The organism is Allorhizocola rhizosphaerae (assembly GCF_003426775.1).
In the GTDB taxonomy this organism is placed as follows: domain Bacteria; phylum Actinomycetota; class Actinomycetes; order Mycobacteriales; family Micromonosporaceae; genus Allorhizocola; species Allorhizocola rhizosphaerae.
Window position 1 is genome coordinate 1 of the sequence record NZ_QJUG01000214.1, and the last position, 14,370, is coordinate 14,370.

At 69.4% G+C, this 14,370-nt stretch carries 11 protein-coding genes; 6 read left to right on the forward strand and 5 right to left on the reverse strand.

Going from position 1 to position 14,370, the window contains the following annotated elements:
- The 3 genes from DM816_RS32930 to DM816_RS32940 form a co-directional block, all read right to left on the reverse strand.
- The coding region (locus DM816_RS32930; protein ID WP_342768780.1) for a tetratricopeptide repeat protein at nucleotides 1–1,789 on the reverse strand (1,789 nt) is incomplete at its 3' end.
- A 69-nt stretch (nucleotides 1,790–1,858) separates the two neighbouring features.
- Entirely contained in the window at nucleotides 1,859–2,425 is a 567-nt protein-coding gene (locus DM816_RS32935) for a TetR/AcrR family transcriptional regulator (RefSeq protein WP_117214384.1), read from the reverse strand.
- On the reverse strand, nucleotides 2,415–2,738 hold the full coding sequence (locus DM816_RS32940) for a DMT family transporter (protein ID WP_117214385.1): 324 nt from the start codon (nucleotides 2,736–2,738) through the stop codon (nucleotides 2,415–2,417). Before DM816_RS32940 ends, DM816_RS32935 begins: the two co-directional genes overlap by 11 nt.
- Nucleotides 2,739–3,218: 480 nt before the next feature.
- Between DM816_RS32940 and DM816_RS32945 the strand changes: the two genes are divergently transcribed.
- Both DM816_RS32945 and DM816_RS32950 read left to right on the forward strand, forming a co-directional pair.
- Nucleotides 3,219–4,298, forward strand: coding sequence for a cellulose binding domain-containing protein (locus tag DM816_RS32945; RefSeq protein ID WP_117214386.1), 1,080 nt, complete (start codon nucleotides 3,219–3,221; stop codon nucleotides 4,296–4,298).
- Nucleotides 4,299–4,325: 27 nt separating this feature from the next.
- Nucleotides 4,326–5,492 (forward strand): hypothetical protein, encoded by a 1,167-nt coding sequence (locus DM816_RS32950; RefSeq protein ID WP_162908078.1) that lies wholly within the window; start codon nucleotides 4,326–4,328, stop codon nucleotides 5,490–5,492.
- A 51-nt stretch (nucleotides 5,493–5,543) separates the two neighbouring features.
- Here DM816_RS32950 and DM816_RS32955 read toward each other — a convergent pair whose 3' ends face one another.
- Nucleotides 5,544–6,413, reverse strand: coding sequence for an alpha/beta fold hydrolase (locus tag DM816_RS32955; protein ID WP_117214388.1), 870 nt, complete (start codon nucleotides 6,411–6,413; stop codon nucleotides 5,544–5,546).
- A 521-nt stretch (nucleotides 6,414–6,934) separates the two neighbouring features.
- Here DM816_RS32955 and DM816_RS32960 point away from each other — a divergent pair.
- The 4 genes from DM816_RS32960 to DM816_RS32975 all read left to right on the forward strand — a co-directional run bounded on the left by DM816_RS32960 (nucleotide 6,935) and on the right by DM816_RS32975 (nucleotide 12,368).
- A complete protein-coding gene (locus DM816_RS32960; protein WP_162908079.1) occupies nucleotides 6,935–8,047 on the forward strand; it encodes a sulfotransferase in 1,113 nt (370 codons plus the stop codon).
- A gap of 127 nt (nucleotides 8,048–8,174) precedes the next feature.
- Entirely contained in the window at nucleotides 8,175–9,953 is a 1,779-nt protein-coding gene (locus DM816_RS32965; RefSeq protein WP_246002497.1) for an ABC transporter ATP-binding protein, read from the forward strand.
- A gap of 11 nt (nucleotides 9,954–9,964) precedes the next feature.
- Nucleotides 9,965–11,707: an ABC transporter ATP-binding protein gene (locus DM816_RS32970; protein WP_117214392.1), complete on the forward strand. Its 1,743-nt coding sequence runs from the start codon at nucleotides 9,965–9,967 to the stop codon at nucleotides 11,705–11,707.
- 94 nt (nucleotides 11,708–11,801) lie between these two features.
- Nucleotides 11,802–12,368, forward strand: a complete 567-nt coding sequence (locus DM816_RS32975) for a dihydrofolate reductase family protein (protein WP_117214390.1) — start codon at nucleotides 11,802–11,804, stop codon at nucleotides 12,366–12,368.
- Between the two features lie 298 nt (nucleotides 12,369–12,666).
- On the opposite strand, the gene DM816_RS32980 is transcribed toward DM816_RS32975, so the two are convergent.
- A partial coding sequence (locus tag DM816_RS32980) for an ATP-binding protein (RefSeq protein WP_425455302.1) occupies nucleotides 12,667–14,370 on the reverse strand: 1,704 nt, incomplete at its 5' end.

Below are 14,370 nucleotides of genomic sequence, written 5' to 3' on the forward strand. Positions count from 1 at the left end.
CGAGCGCGGCCGCGCGGGCGGCGTGCTCTGCGGCGGTTTGCGGGTCGGCCGGGGCGAGCAGGCGGGCCAGCCCGCACAGCGCGTGCACCTGGACCTGGTGCAGCCCACCGTCTTCGGCCAGTTCGAGGGCTGTCTCGTAGGCGGCACGCGCCTGTTCGGTCCAGCCCCGGCGGCGGTACACCTCGCCCAGCCCGAGCCGCGCCGAGGCCGACCGGCGCGAGCCCATCCGGCGGGTGATGGCCTCTGCCCGCTGGTACTGCCTGATCGCCTCATCGTGCCGGCCCAGCATCATCAGCGCGTCGCCCTGGTTGCAGTAGGCGACCGAGCGCAGGTTGGTGTGGCCCGCTTGCGCGGCGCATTGCGCGTTTTCCCGGGCGGCCTCAAGCGCCGCACCGTATTTCGCCTCGGTGAGGAGGCGGAATGTGCGGCTGGTAAGGATGCGCGCCCGCAGGATCACGTTGCCCGCCTTCTCCGCGCGCTCCAATGCCTCGGCATCGAGCTCCTCGCTGTCGGCGTCGCGCCCGGAAACGTTGCCGCACAGGGCGAGCGTGGCGTAGGCGGTGGCCAAGGCAAGGTCGTCGTTGGCGAGGGAGCCGGTGCGGCAGGCCTGGTTCGCGAGGTCGACAGCGGTGCCGGTCTCGCCCAGCTGCAGGTGGGCGCAGGCCCGCCAGGACAGGAGCATGGCTTGGTCGCGCGATGGCTCACCGTCGCCGGTCGCGCGGTCGAACGCCGCCAGCGCGGCGCGTGAATCGCCCCGGTGGTAGTGCAGCATCCCCATACGCCAGGCGATCGCGGCATCCCACACCGGTTCGGCGTCGGCGACGAGCGCATAAACCTCCGCGGCGCGCCTGGCCGACCCCGCGGTGCGGATCGCGTCACCGAGCAGCAGGTGCTGCTCGCGGCTGCGGGTCGGGACCTTGTGCAGGATATCGGTGATCAGCAAGCCGTGCCCGGAGGCGAGAATCTCCTGTCCGAACCGGTCGAGTAATCGTCCACATTCGACAAGCTCGCCCGCGCGGGCGTACGCCTTCAGCGCCGCCGCCGGATGACCGGCCTCCTCAAACCAGCGCGCGGCGAGCATCGCCACCCTCCTGGAGCCGGTGCGCTCGCGCGCCACGTGGGCGACCATGGGCACGACCCGGTCGTCATGCAGCAGGCCGGTGGCGGACAGCAGGCGAAGAGACGCGGCCGCGTCGTCGTAACCCAGCGCCTCACCGAGCCCGGTGGAAACGGGTGCGAAGTCGGCCACATCGGTGAGCAACGACCGCACCTGCTCCGGGAGCGGGGCCAGCACCTCCTCGCTCACAAAGCTCCAAAGTGGACTGCCGGGCTCGGGCAGCAGCGGCTCCCCCGCGGCCACCGCCTCACCGGCCAGGCGCACCAGCGCCGGCCAGCCGGCGGTCGCCTCGTGCAGCTGATCCGACAGATCGGGATCTCGCACACCGTACTGAATGGAAAGCAAATCCGCCGTCTGCTCGGCGGACAGGGCAAGCTCGGCCGGGCGCACCTGGGTAAGCAGCCCGCGCCCGCGCAGCCGGGCCGTCGAAACGGGGAGCGGAAACCGCGAAGCGATCGCCACCCGTGTGCCGGCCGGCAGCCCGTCGATCCTTGCCAGCAGCGCCAGCGCCGCTTCGACTGTCAACCTCGGCAAATCATCCAGTACGGTGTCGCCGCCCGCCAGGTCGGTCGACCCGCGAACCCAGGTGGCGTTCGGGTAACGCTGGCGCAGCAGGCTGGTCTTGCCGTAGCCCGCGGCGCCGACCACCAAATCGACCACCGGCTCAAGCATGACCCAAGACTCGCCGCCCGCGTGCCGCGACCGCAAGAGCGTTTCCCGAACTCGACAAACGGGTGCGGATCAACCACGTTTTCCTTGACGCCCCCGGAGCAGGTAGGTGAACATTCGCCCGAGCTGTCGTGGGTCGACCGGGTCATCGCAGAGCAGGGCCGCCACGCCGAGGCCATCGAGCGCGGAGACAAACGCGTCGATGGCCACCGGGTCGTCGGTGTAACGGCGGGCGATGGAGGTCGTCCACTTTGTCCACTGCAGGGCAGCCGCGCGCAGGGCCGGCCGGCGGACGGCGAGCAGGAACAGTTCGTAATAGGCCAGCCAGTCCTGGCGGTGCTCGTTGATGTTGGCGGCCAGGTGCTCGGCCAGATCGGCCGGCGAGGAGTCCGGCGGCAGGTCGGCCGCGATCTGCCGGGCATACGCTTCCGTGCACTCGATGAGCGCGGCCGTGAGCAGGTCGTCGATCGTCGCGAAGTGGTAGGTCGCCAGCGACTTGGTCAGGCCGGCCTCCGCGGCCACGGCCCGGTGCGTGACCGCGGCCGGGCCGTCCCGGCCGACGACCCGCACGGTGGCGTCCAAGAGCCTGCGCCGGGTCTCCTGCCCGCGTGCCCGCCGACCGTCGGGCTCAGTTGGCACCGCCCACCTCCAATGCCACCACCCCGGCTATCACGAGCGCGATCCCGCCGATCTGCACTACGCTCAGCTTCTCATCGAGGAACGTCGCTCCGATGATCGAGATCAGTGCGATGCCCGCTGCGGCCCAGACCGCATAGCCGACCGCGACCGGCATGCCGCGCTTGAGGGCGAACGAGAGCATGGTGAACGCGGCGGCATAGCCCACCACCACCAGCACGGTCGGCACCAGCTTCGAAAAGCCTTCCGACAGGCGCAACGAGATCGTCGCCATCACCTCGGCGACGATAGCAGCGACAAGGAACACCCAGGCCATTAGCCCTCCCAGCTTTCTTGGACGTTTGTCCAGTAAGTGGAGAGGCTAGCAAAATACTTGGACGCCTGTCCAGTAATTGTGATCCCTGAGCACCGATACTCGGGACGGCCGGCTGGCGGCGCGTGGTCGGCGGCGTAGAAGCCGGTTCGGCGGCCGGATATAGATGAACCGCTTGCCGTGGGAGTGCCGCCATTCGGCGCTGGTTTGCCGCCGCTTGGCGCTCCCCTCTTGTACTGCATTGAGAAGGCTCGTTATATCCGGGGAAGATCGACCCGGATGGCCGGCGGCGCGGCCGACCATCGGAAGAGTCAAGCACACAAGGCTTTGCGGTTCTCTTCTTCGTGCCGGGCACGCGAGGAGGCGCCACTGTCCATCAACGACAGGCGTGCCCCCTGCCATGCCCGGCCGCGGCGTTCTGTTGGCGCACAAAGTCCGGCTTGTGGCAGGGCGAGCAGACCGCGATCGAAGGAGGGACCACCCATGGCAAGAGTTAAGCGCCTGCTGGCCAGTGTGGCCGCGGCGACGGCGGTGATGGCCGCCGCCGTTTTGTTGAGCACCGGCTCGGCCAATGCTGAATCCAATGGTGGGGTACGGGTCATGCCGCTCGGTGATTCCATCACCGACGGTTTCAACGTGCCCGGCGGCTACCGGATCGGGCTGTGGCAACGATTCGTGTCCGGAGGCTACACGGTCGACTTCGTCGGGTCGCAGTTCAACGGGCCGGCCAGCCTCGGCGACCACGACCATCAGGGCCACTCCGGCTGGCGCATCGACCAGATCGACGCCAACATCACCAACTGGATGCGCGCGCAGACCCCGCGCACGATCCTGTTGCACATCGGCACCAACGACATGATCCAAAATCCCAGCGGCGCCGGGACACGGTTGGCCACGCTGGTGGACCGGATCCACTCGCTGGCACCCAACACCGAGCTTTTCGTGGCGACGATTGTCCCGCTGTCCGGGCAGGACGCACGGGTGCGCGCCTACAACACCGACGTGACCAACATCGTGCGGACCAGGGCCAACGCCGGGCGGCGCATCCATCTGGTCGATATGTTCAACGCGTTGACGACCGCTGATCTGGCCGACGGCGTACACCCAAATCTCAATGGCTATAACAAGATGGCGGCGGCATGGTACGCGGCACTGCTGTCGGTGCCGGGCAGTCTTGTCCCACCCAACAGCCCGAGCCCGTCCGTCTCACCGTCGGTCTCGCCATCGGTCTCGCCGTCCGCCTCGCCTTCGGGACAGCCCGGCGGGTGCACGGCGACATACCGGGTGGTCAACAATTGGGGCGGCGGATTCCAGGCCGAGGTGGCCGTGGCCAACCGCGGGTCGTCTGTCCTCAATGGATGGACGGTGCGCATGACCCTGGCCGGCGGGCAAACCATCACCAACCTCTGGAACGGCGTCAACACCGGCACCAGCGGGCCGGTCAGCGTGCGAAACGCGCCTTACAACGGGACCATAGCCGTCAATGGGAGCACGACGTTCGGCTACACGGCCAACGGCAACGGCACGGCGGCGCCGACAAACGTGAGCTGTACCAGCCCGTGAGTCGACGGCGTGCGGCATGATCGACCCGTGCCGTTCACTGCCTCGCGTGCCCTGTCCCGCCGAACCGAGCGCTGGTTCATCCGCCGCGGCGTGCCGACCATGATCGAAGGGTACGGCTTCGCCACGCACGTGTTGCCCCGGATGCTCCCGTCGCTGGCGCTCGTCTCGGCCGCGAGCCTCGCCTGGCTCGTTCCGCTGCGCTCCGCCGGCTCGGCCCGGTGGATCCTGCTCGGCGGGGTGATCGTGGTGACCGTGGCCGTCCGATGGGTGCTCGGCGTGTTCGTGCGCCGGGCACCCCGCTTCTCCCGGCGCACGACGATCGCGATCCTCACCGGATACGCGGCCATGCCGGTTGCCGTGCCGCTGCTGCAGCTCGCCGTCGACGGCAGGGTCACTGCTCCCGGCGGGAGCGCGGTCGGCGTGGTGGGATTCGTCATCTTCTTCGCTGTGGTGTTCTTCGGCACGCAGCTCGCGACAAAGTACGGCCTGGGTGCCCTGCTGGCCCGCGCGATCCGGCACGCGGCCTACGACCTGCGCAACAGCGTGCAGCTGCTGGGCCGTGCCCTGCCCGCGCTGCTGTTCGTCACGCTGTTCCTGTTTTTCACCGGTGAGCTGTGGCAGGCCATGAACCGGCTCGGGTGGTGGCGGCTGGCCCTGGTGGTCGGGCTGTTCGCGGCGGTAACGATCCTCGCGGCGGCGGGCCGGTTGCGTGAGGAGATCGGCCGGGTGGAGCAGGACCTGAGCCCGTCGCGGGTGTCGGCGGCGTGCCGCGACACGCCGCTGGCCGACCTGCCCATCGCCGAAATCGCGCCCGGTGAACGGCTCACGCCGGTGCCGCTGAACGGGTATCAGTCCCGCAACCTGCTGCTGCAGTTGGCCACCCGCCAGCTCGTGCAGGCTGCGGTTGTCGGGCTGGCGCTGTTCACGTTCTTTCTCATCCTGGGCGTGCTGGTGGTCACGCCCGAGACGGCCGAGCAGTGGATCGGCGAGCCACCGGCGCGTTCTGTGCTCTTTCCGGCGGTACCGGTCGCGCTCCTGCGCAACGCCACGCTCTTCGCCGGATTCGGCAGCATGTATTTTGCCGTGACCTCGATGAGCGACGCGGACCACCGGCGGCAGTTCTTCGCGCCGATCATCGACGATATCGAGCGCACGCTCGCCGTGCGCGCGATCTATCTCGCCCTGCGCGGCTAGCCACGCCGAGCCCATGGCGGCTGCGCGCCACGGGCTCGGCATTGGTGTCCGTTACTCGGAAAGCACCCGGCGCAGGGTGGCGGCGAAGGCCTCCGGCTCGCCCGCCATGCCGTAATCGTTCGGGCCGAGGAATCCGGCGTGGTGGCTCGGGAAGGCAACCGCCTTCGTGCCGAGCTTCTCGGCAACAGCGTGGGCCGCACGGTTGGCCAACTCGCCTTCGGACTCGACCCCGACGGCCAGCACGACCCGGGTCGGCCCATTGCGCAGGGCGTCGTAGTCGGGCTCGTAATGGCTGCACGTAAGCAGATTTTGCCCCAAAAGCACGTCATCGCGGGAACCGTCGTCCTGCGTGGGCAGGCCAAAGTCGGACGGCGCCGGGCCGGGCCGGTCGGCGTAGTCGGCCGGGAACGGGCCCTTGAACCCGACCAGCGCGATGAACTTGGCCATGGCCGGGCCGAACCCGTCGCGCTGGTAGGTCGTGTGCAGGTCCTTCATCGCCGCCAGCGCCTCCTCGCGGTCGGGCACGGCCGTGGACACGGGCGGCTCGTGCGCCACGAGCGTGCGCACCTGCTGCGGATGCCGCGCCACCAGGGCCAGCGCGTTGACCGCGCCGCCGCTGCTGGCGAGGATGTCCACCGGTCCGCCGCCGAGTTCCTCGATTATCCGGTGCACGTCGTCGGCGTGTTGCTCGGGCGTTGACTCGCTGCCTGGAACCTTCTTGGTGCTGCGCCCAGCCCCGCGCGGGTCGTAGGTGACGACCGTGCGGTCGGTGAAATGCACGGCCAGCGCGGCGAACCCGGTCGCGTCCATCGGCGAGCCGAACAGCAGCAGCGGCGGCTCGCTGCTGCCCTCCACCCGGCGCACGTCATAAGCCACGACCGCACCCGGCACGTCCAGCGTGTGCGTCTCGAACTCTGTCATCTGATCTCCTCCTCGGTCTCTACGCTAGGACGGCCGAGCAGGACCAAACTCATCGGTGCCGAAACTCACAGCTGAAAATTCCAGGCATGAGCTCCATAGCCTTTGCACCAACGTCGATATGACATGGAGCAAGGACTGCCGGACACGCCACCATTGTGTCGGCAGCCGCAGCATCGCTCGCGGCCGTTCTCACCACGGTCAGCCTCTACCTTTCCGGCCGGCGCGAACGCCATCGCTGGGCCGGCGACGCGCTCGTGGACGCATTCATGAGGATTCTCCCCGTCACGCGTGGCCGTCGCCTCGGCACGTCGCCTCGACCCACCCATCCGGGCTGACCGGCTCGATGCAACAAACTCGATGCAACAAACCTGCAATCGGGTCGGCCTTGTGAAGGGAAAACGCTTTCCCTACGCTGGGAATCAGCGTCGCACATACTTCGATCTTGCGCCGAGGGGGGCGGAACTCACGTGGCGGACTCCTTGCGCGCCAACGCAAAACCCGACAAAGGGCGGCATGACTTGATGATTGACGCCCAACCCAAGCGGGTGGGGGCGGGCGGCATCCCGCTCCCACCTTCCCGCCACGCGCCCGCCCGCGCACTGTCGATTGTGGACCGTGGCAGGCCGCATCCGATCGCGATCGCCGGAGCGGGCGACTTCGTGTGCCGCGACGCGGGTCCGGCCGACGCCGAAGCGGTGCTGCACGACCCGGCGCTGAGCCTCTACTGCCTGGATCACGACCAGCGCCGGGCACTGTTCGTGCGCACCACGCCCGGGGTCGACCTCACCGCGCAGCCGTTCCTGTTCCAGGCCCAGTTCGAGCATGCCGAAAGCCTGCTCGCCGTGCCCTACGAAGTGCTGCACGAGCTGGCGGCCCGTGCCCCGTTCGACCCGTCTCGCGTGGTGATGCTCTATTCCACCGGCCGCTGCGGCTCCACACTGCTGGTGCGCGCGATGGCCGAGGCCGGTGGGCTCACCGGACTGTCCGAACCGGACGTTCTGACGCAACTTGTCACGGTCGACGACCCCGAGCGCACCGATCTGGCCGTGACCTGCCTGCGCCTGCTGTGCTCGACGATGGGCGGCCGACCCGTCGTGGTCAAGCCGCGCAGCTTCGTCGTCGAGCTCGCCGAGACATTGAGCGCGGCCATGCCCGAGGCGCACACGGTGTTCCTGCACCGCGAGCCGCTGCCGTGGGCCCGCTCGTCCGCGCGCGCCTTCGCCGACTACGACCCGGCGCTCTCTGACGATCCCGCCGGCATGCAGGACGGGCTCGGGGTGATCATCCCCATGATCTCCGCTTATCGCGCCCGCAAGGGCAGACTGCTGTCCGCGTCCGAGGTGCTGGCCTGCCAGTGGGTGTCGCAGATGGTGCGTGCGTTGGCCCTGCGGCACCGCGGCGCGCGCCTGTTCGCCATCCGCTACGAGGACGTGACCGCCGATCCCCAGCGCGTGATGAGCGAGCTGTTCGGCTTCTGCGGGCTCTCCGCGCCCGGGGACCTCGGCGGGCTGCTCGGCCGCGACTCGCAGGAGGGGACCACGCTGTCCCGCGAAGCGGCGGGGCAACGCATCGGCTCGCTCGACGAGGCCGAGTTCACCGCCGCCGTGGCCGAACTCTGGGGCATGACGTTATGAGCGAGGGCTCGCCCCGAGCGAATCAGCGGTCAAGCGCCCCGAAGCACCGCGGACAGACGCCATCGAGCGACGGCTTGCCCGCAGTGAATCGGCAGCCAGGCGTCCCGAAGCGAAGCGGGGGACGGAAGTGACCGAGCGGATCACCCGGGAGATCGCGGCCAAGGGCGTGCGCCTGATCGGCCGGGTCATTCGCGAGGAGCCGCGGTTGTTCGCCGTATCGTTCGGCGGGGCGTGCCTGGTCGTCGTGCTCTCGATCAGCGGCGCGTTCGTGGTCGGTGCGGTCGTCGAGCGCGTCATCGTGCCCATGGTGGACCGCGGCGAGACCGAACTGGCCTTGCTCGCGGGCGGCGCGGCCGCGCTGCTGGGGCTGAGCGCGCTGAGGGTGGTCGGCATCTTCGGCCGGCGGCTCGGCTCGATCTATCTGCAGCTTGAGCTGCACGCACGGTACCGCAAAAAATTGGTTCGCCGGTTTCTCCGGCTTCCACCGTCGTGGCACCGGCGGCATCCGACCGGCAAGCTGCTGTCGCACGCCGGCTCGGACCTGGAGGCCATGTGGTCGCCGGGCGGCACCCTCGCCTACGCCATCGCCACGGTGCTGCTCCTGCTCGGCACGCTGACCGCACTGTACACAATAGACTGGGCCGTGGCGCTGGTCGGCACGATCCTGTTCCCTTCCCTGTGCACGCTTTTCGCCGTGTTCACGCGCATCGTCGCGCCGAAATACAAGCGTTCCCAAAGCATGCGCGCCAACGTCAGCTCCCTGGCGCACGAGAGTTTCGACGGTGCGCTGACCGTCAAAAGCCTCGGTCGTGAGGACCATCAAACCCAAAGATTCACCGATGAGGTACGCCGGCTTCGCGAGGTGAACGTCTCGATTGGACGGACGCGCGGCTGGCACGACCCGCTCGTCGACACGCTGCCAAGCTTCGGCACGCTGACGGTGCTCGTGATCGGCGCCCTGCGCCTCGATCAAGGCGCGATCGACCTGGGTCAGCTGACCACCGCCGCGTTCCTGTTCGCCCTGCTGGACGCGCCGTTGCGGGCCATCGGCTGGCTGCTGACCGCGGTGCCAAGGGCGGTCGCGGGCTGGGAACGGGTGGACGCGGTCCTTTCCGCGACGGGCGACATGACCTACGGCGAGCAGTCCACTCACGACATCGGTCCGGCTGAGCTGCGTTTCGACAACGTGGGCTATGCTTATGGCACAAGGGCTTCCGTGCTGCACGACATCACGTTCGAGGTGCCCAAGGGCCGGATCGTCGCGCTGGTCGGGCCCACCGGTTCGGGCAAGTCCACGCTCGCCGCGCTTGCCGCCCGCCTCATCGATCCCGACTCGGGTCGGGTCCTGCTCAACGGGTACGACGCGCGCGACCTGAGCGCCGCCTCGCTCGCCGCGACCGTGTCCGTCGTCGCGCAGTCGTCGTTCGTGTTCGACGACACGGTGCGCGCCAACGTAACCCTGGATCGTCCCGGCATCGACGACGACGCGATCCGCGAAGCGCTTGCCGACGCCCAAGCCGACGCCTTCGTTGACGCCTTGCCGGAAGGGCTGGAGACGCGTTTGGGCGAGCGCGGTGTGACCGTGTCCGGCGGGCAGCGCCAGCGGCTCACCCTGGCCCGCGCGCTGGTCGGCCGGCCCGGACTCCTCGTCCTCGACGACGCGACGAGCGCGGTCGATCCGGTGGTCGAGGCCGCGATCGTTACCGGCCTGCGCACCCGAAAGCAAAGGCCCACCATGCTTGTCGTGGCGACGCGGCGGCAGACCATCGCGCTCGCCGACGAGGTGGTCTATCTGGAGGAGGGCCGGATCGTCGCGACTGGACGGCATGACCGTCTGCTCGCGACAGTGCCGCAATACGCCGCACTGCTCGCCGCGTATGACGTCAAGACGGGAGTGCCCGCGTGATCTGGCAGACCATGCGGCGCGGGCTCGCCCTCTCCCCCGAGCTCTACCAAGGGCTTGCGGGGACACTCGCGCTCGCCATCGGGATGACCGCCGGCCGCGCCGCCGTCCCGGTCGCGATCCAGCGCGCCATCGACGACGGCCTGCGCGCCCCGGACGGTCCCGACCTGACTGCCGTCATCACCATTTGCGCCGTCACCGCCGCGGTCCTCTTTGTTTCCACTATTTGTGGGTTCCTGATGCTGCGCCGGCTTTTCGCGGTGAGTGAGGATGCGCTGGCGACCGTGCGGGTCAAGGTGTTCCGCCACATTCACGAGCTTTCGCTGGCACAGGTTCAATCGCAAGCGCGCGGCGCGCTCATGTCCCGGGCCACGACCGACGTCGACCAGATCACGTCGTTCCTGCAATGGAACGGCGTCGTGCTCATCATCTGCTTTGGACAAGTGGTCGTCACGGCCGGCGTGATGCTGGCCTATTCGTGGCGCCTCGCGCTGGTGGTGTTCGTGGTGTTCGCGCCGGTGGTGTGGCTGGTGCGCACGTGCATGCGCCGGCTTGCCGACGCCTATATGCAGGTGCGCGAGCGGTCGGCACGCATGCTGAGCGTCATCTCCGAGAGCGTGGTCGGGGCCGAGGTGATCCGGGCATACGACGTGTCGGCGCGCACGGCCGCCCGGCTGGACCGCGCCGTCGACGACCACCGCCAAGCCTCGCGGCGCTCGTCGCGGCTCACGGTCACGGCCTTCTCGGTCGGTGAACTCGCGGCGGGCGCGGCGCTCGCGGCGACGGTCGTCGTCGGTGTGCTGCTCGGGGTCGCGGGGCAAATGAGCGTTGGCGAGATCACGGCGTTCATGTTCCTGGTCGCGATGTTCGCCATGCCGGCTCAGGTGGCGGCGGAAATGCTCAACGGGCTGCAGAACGCGGTCGCCGGGTGGAAGCGTGTGCTCGACGTGCTCGACATCGAGCCGGACGTGAAGGAACCCATCGACGGGATCGACCTGCCCGCGGGACCCATCGACGTGCGTCTGCGCGATGTCTCGTTCGCCTATGCCGGTACCAAATCAGAGGTTTTGAAAGACATCGGCCTCGACATAGCGGCGGGAAGCCGGGTGGCCATCGTCGGAGAAACCGGTGCGGGCAAGACCACTCTGGCCAAACTCGTCACGCGGCTGGCAGAGCCGCTCACCGGGCAGCTACTACTGTCCGGGGTGGACATCGGCCGGGTGCGGCGCGAATCGCTGCGCGAGCGGGTGACACTCGTGCCGCAGGACGGCTTTCTGTTCCGGGGCACACTCGGCGACAACGTCCGCTTTGGACGGTCGCTTGAGGACGACGAGGTGGCGGCAATCCTCGCCGAGCTCGGCCTCGCCGACTGGCTCGCCGGGCTGCCCGACGGCCTCGACACACCCATCGGCGAGCGCGGCGAGGGGCTCAGCGGCGGGGAACGCCAGCTGGTCGCGCTCGCCCGAGCGCACGCGACAGGCGCCGACCTGCTCGTGCTCGACGAGGCGACCAGCGCGGTCGACCCGGCCACCGAAACCCGGCTCCGCCGCGCCCTGGACACGGTGTCGCGCAAGCGAACCACCATCACCATCGCCCACCGCCTCGCCACCGCCCGCGACGCCGACGAGGTCATCGTCGTCGACGCCGGCCGGATCGTCCAACGCGGCCCCCACGCCGCCCTCCTGGCCACCCCCGACTCGGTCTACGCCAAACTCCACGCCGCCTGGCTCCTGCAAGACGACGCGCCCATCAAGTGAGTCCTCAGCGCGGCATCGCCCACCAGGGGGCGGCAGCGCCATCGTAAGGGCGATCGAAAGGAAACCGTAAGGGGAGCTCAGCAGGCTGTCGGGCATGAGGAAACTTATCGAGTCAACGTTCGTGTCACTGGACGGCATCATCGACGACACTCGCCCGTCGACGGCGTCGCGGGCGGAGCCGCAGCACTGGGGCAGTGCATACTGGGATGGCGACCACAACGGCTACGCCGGCGAGCTGATGGGCTCGGCAGACGCGTTCCTGCTCGGTCGCGTGACCTACGAGGGGTTCGCCGAGGCGTGGTCGGGGCGTGAGGGGCCCGACGCGGAGGTCTTCAACAGCACGCCGAAGTACGTGGCCTCGCGCACGCTCACCGAGACCACCTGGAACGCCACGCTCATCGAGGGCGACGTGGCCGAGGCGGTCGCCAAGCTCAAGGCGCAGCCCGGCAAGAACATTCTCAAGTGGGGTACCGGCGAGCTCGACCGCACGCTGGTGGAGCACGGTCTGGTCGACGAGTTCCACTTCTGGTACTTCCCGGTCATCGTCGGTGCGGGCAAGCACCTGTTCGAGGGCGCGGGATTCGACACCACCCACCTCAAGCTCGCCGACCTGAAGCGGTTCGAATCCGGGGTCGTCGTACACATCTACGTGCCCAAGTAGGCGGCCGCGGACCGATCGTCGAGCACGGCGCAGCTATTCCGTGCGCTACGTCTCTGCTCCGGGATGCCGGAGCAGAGATGCAGCGCGCCGCAGACCGGCCCCTTCGGCGATATCCGGCGTAACGTCGTCGCGCGCCCGGAACCGGGCGGCAACATCCGGCATAATGTCGCCAGACCCGCGAAATCCGCCGCAATATCCGGGATTTTGCGCTTCATCAACCACTGTCACGGCAACAACGGCCCGGATGCCGTGCGGAATCGCCCGCCCGGGAGCAAGGCGCGGCGCCCGAAGGGCCTGTTCACAGCAGGGCGTAGGCCTCGTCGGGCGTGAGCTGGGCGCCGCGGGCGAAGTGGTCCGCGAAAGCCGGCTCGGCGGCCTCGACAGCGGCCGTGATCCGTGCCAGCTCGGTGCTGTCCGAAGTGGACAGTGACAGCCCGCTCTTGCGCCACGCCGCATCGGCCGCGCCGAGCAGTTGCGCCGCGACCGAACCCCGCCCGCCAAGGGTGAGCGCGTCGCCCAGGCACGCCAGCGCCCACGCCATCCCGCGCGGCGAGGCCTGATCGCGGTTCACCTCGAAAGCCTCACGATGCAGGTCAAGCGCCCCGGCCGAGTCTCCCCGCTGCGCGGCCAGCAGCCCCAGTTCGGTCAAAACCATTGGGAGGTACGGCGGATGCCCCTCACCGCCCGTCTGCGCCCGCGCGGTGGACAGCAGCCAGCGCAGATGCTCCTCGGCCAGGTCGCGCCGTCCATCCCGCCGGGCCGCGAACGCGAGCCCGATGGTGGCGAACACCTCCACCGCCCGCACGCCCTGCTCGGCCGCCAACCGCTTGGCCCGCTGCGCATGGTCAAGGGCCGCAGCGTAGTCCGCGATCTGCACCGAAATCCACGCCAGCCAGCCGAGCCGCCCGGCCACATCCGACCATAGCCCGAGCTCCTCGGCGATGCGCAGCCCATCCCTGCTCAGCCGCATCGCCGAAGCATGGTCGCCGATCATGTCGGCATGCCCGATGAGCCAGTCGGTCGCCTGCAGCACGCCCCACTCGTCGCCCAGCTCACCGAACAGTTCGGCGCTGCGCCGGGCGTCGTGCTCCAGCGCATCGGGGTCGTCCCGCATGTGGGCGAGCATGGCCCGGGTGCTCAGCGCAGCCGCCTCGCCCCACCGGTCGCCCGTGGCGCGAAACTCCTCCAACGCGCTCTCCAGCAACGCGCCCGTAGCGGCGACATCACCGAAATCGATGCTCGCGTTGGCCAAAAACCACCGTGCGCGCGGGTCGTCGTGGCCCCTCAACACCTGCTCGATCCGCTCGGGCCCGGCCAACCCCTGCCGCATCGCGAGTCCCGCCTCCCACGCCGCGGCCCTACCGCTGCCGCCGCCCGTCGCGGCCAATGCCCGGCGTGCCTCGGTGAGGCGCCCGCGCAGGATCCAGTACCAGACAAGCGCCTCAACGAGCCGAAGCCCCGCGCCATCCGAGCCGGTGCGCCGCAACGTATCCAACGCCGCGCGCAGGTTGGCCGACTCGGCGTCGAGCACCCGCAGCCACTCCCGCTGCCCCGGCCCGCGCAACTGCGACTCGGCCCGCTCGGCCAGCTCCAGGTAGTACTCCGCGTGCCTGAGGCGCGCCTCCTGCTCCTCCCCCGCCTCACGCAACCGGTCCAAGCAGTACGCCGACACGGACTCCAGCAACCGGAACCGCGGCCCGTCGGTGCGCACCACCAGCGACCGGTCAACCAGATCGAGCACCACCGCCTCGCTTCCACCCACGGCCTGGGCCGCGGCGAGCGTGCACCCTCCACTGTGGACGGCGAGCCGGCGCAGCACGACCCGCTCCTGCTCACCGAGCAGGCGCCAGCTCCAGTCGATGACCGCGGCCAGCGTGCGCTGCCGGGCGGGCGCGTCGCGCGGGCCGGACCCCAGCAGCCCGAACCGGTCGTGCGGCACGCGCAGCCGCGCGGCAAGTTCCGCCACGCCCAGCGCGGGCACCCGCGTGGCGGCGAGCTCCAG

Bases quoted from the DNA above. Each gene is read 5' to 3' on its own strand.
- DM816_RS32940 (WP_117214385.1), bottom strand. From the start codon at position 2,738: ATGGCCTGGGTGTTCCTTGTCGCTGCTATCGTCGCCGAGGTGATGGCG.
- DM816_RS32945 (WP_117214386.1), top strand. From the start codon at position 3,219: ATGGCAAGAGTTAAGCGCCTGCTGGCCAGTGTGGCCGCGGCGACGGCG.
- DM816_RS32955 (WP_117214388.1), bottom strand. From the start codon at position 6,413: ATGACAGAGTTCGAGACGCACACGCTGGACGTGCCGGGTGCGGTCGTG.
- DM816_RS32960 (WP_162908079.1), top strand. From the start codon at position 6,935: ATGATTGACGCCCAACCCAAGCGGGTGGGGGCGGGCGGCATCCCGCTC.
- DM816_RS32970 (WP_117214392.1), top strand. From the start codon at position 9,965: ATGCGGCGCGGGCTCGCCCTCTCCCCCGAGCTCTACCAAGGGCTTGCG.
- DM816_RS32975 (WP_117214390.1), top strand. From the start codon at position 11,802: ATGAGGAAACTTATCGAGTCAACGTTCGTGTCACTGGACGGCATCATC.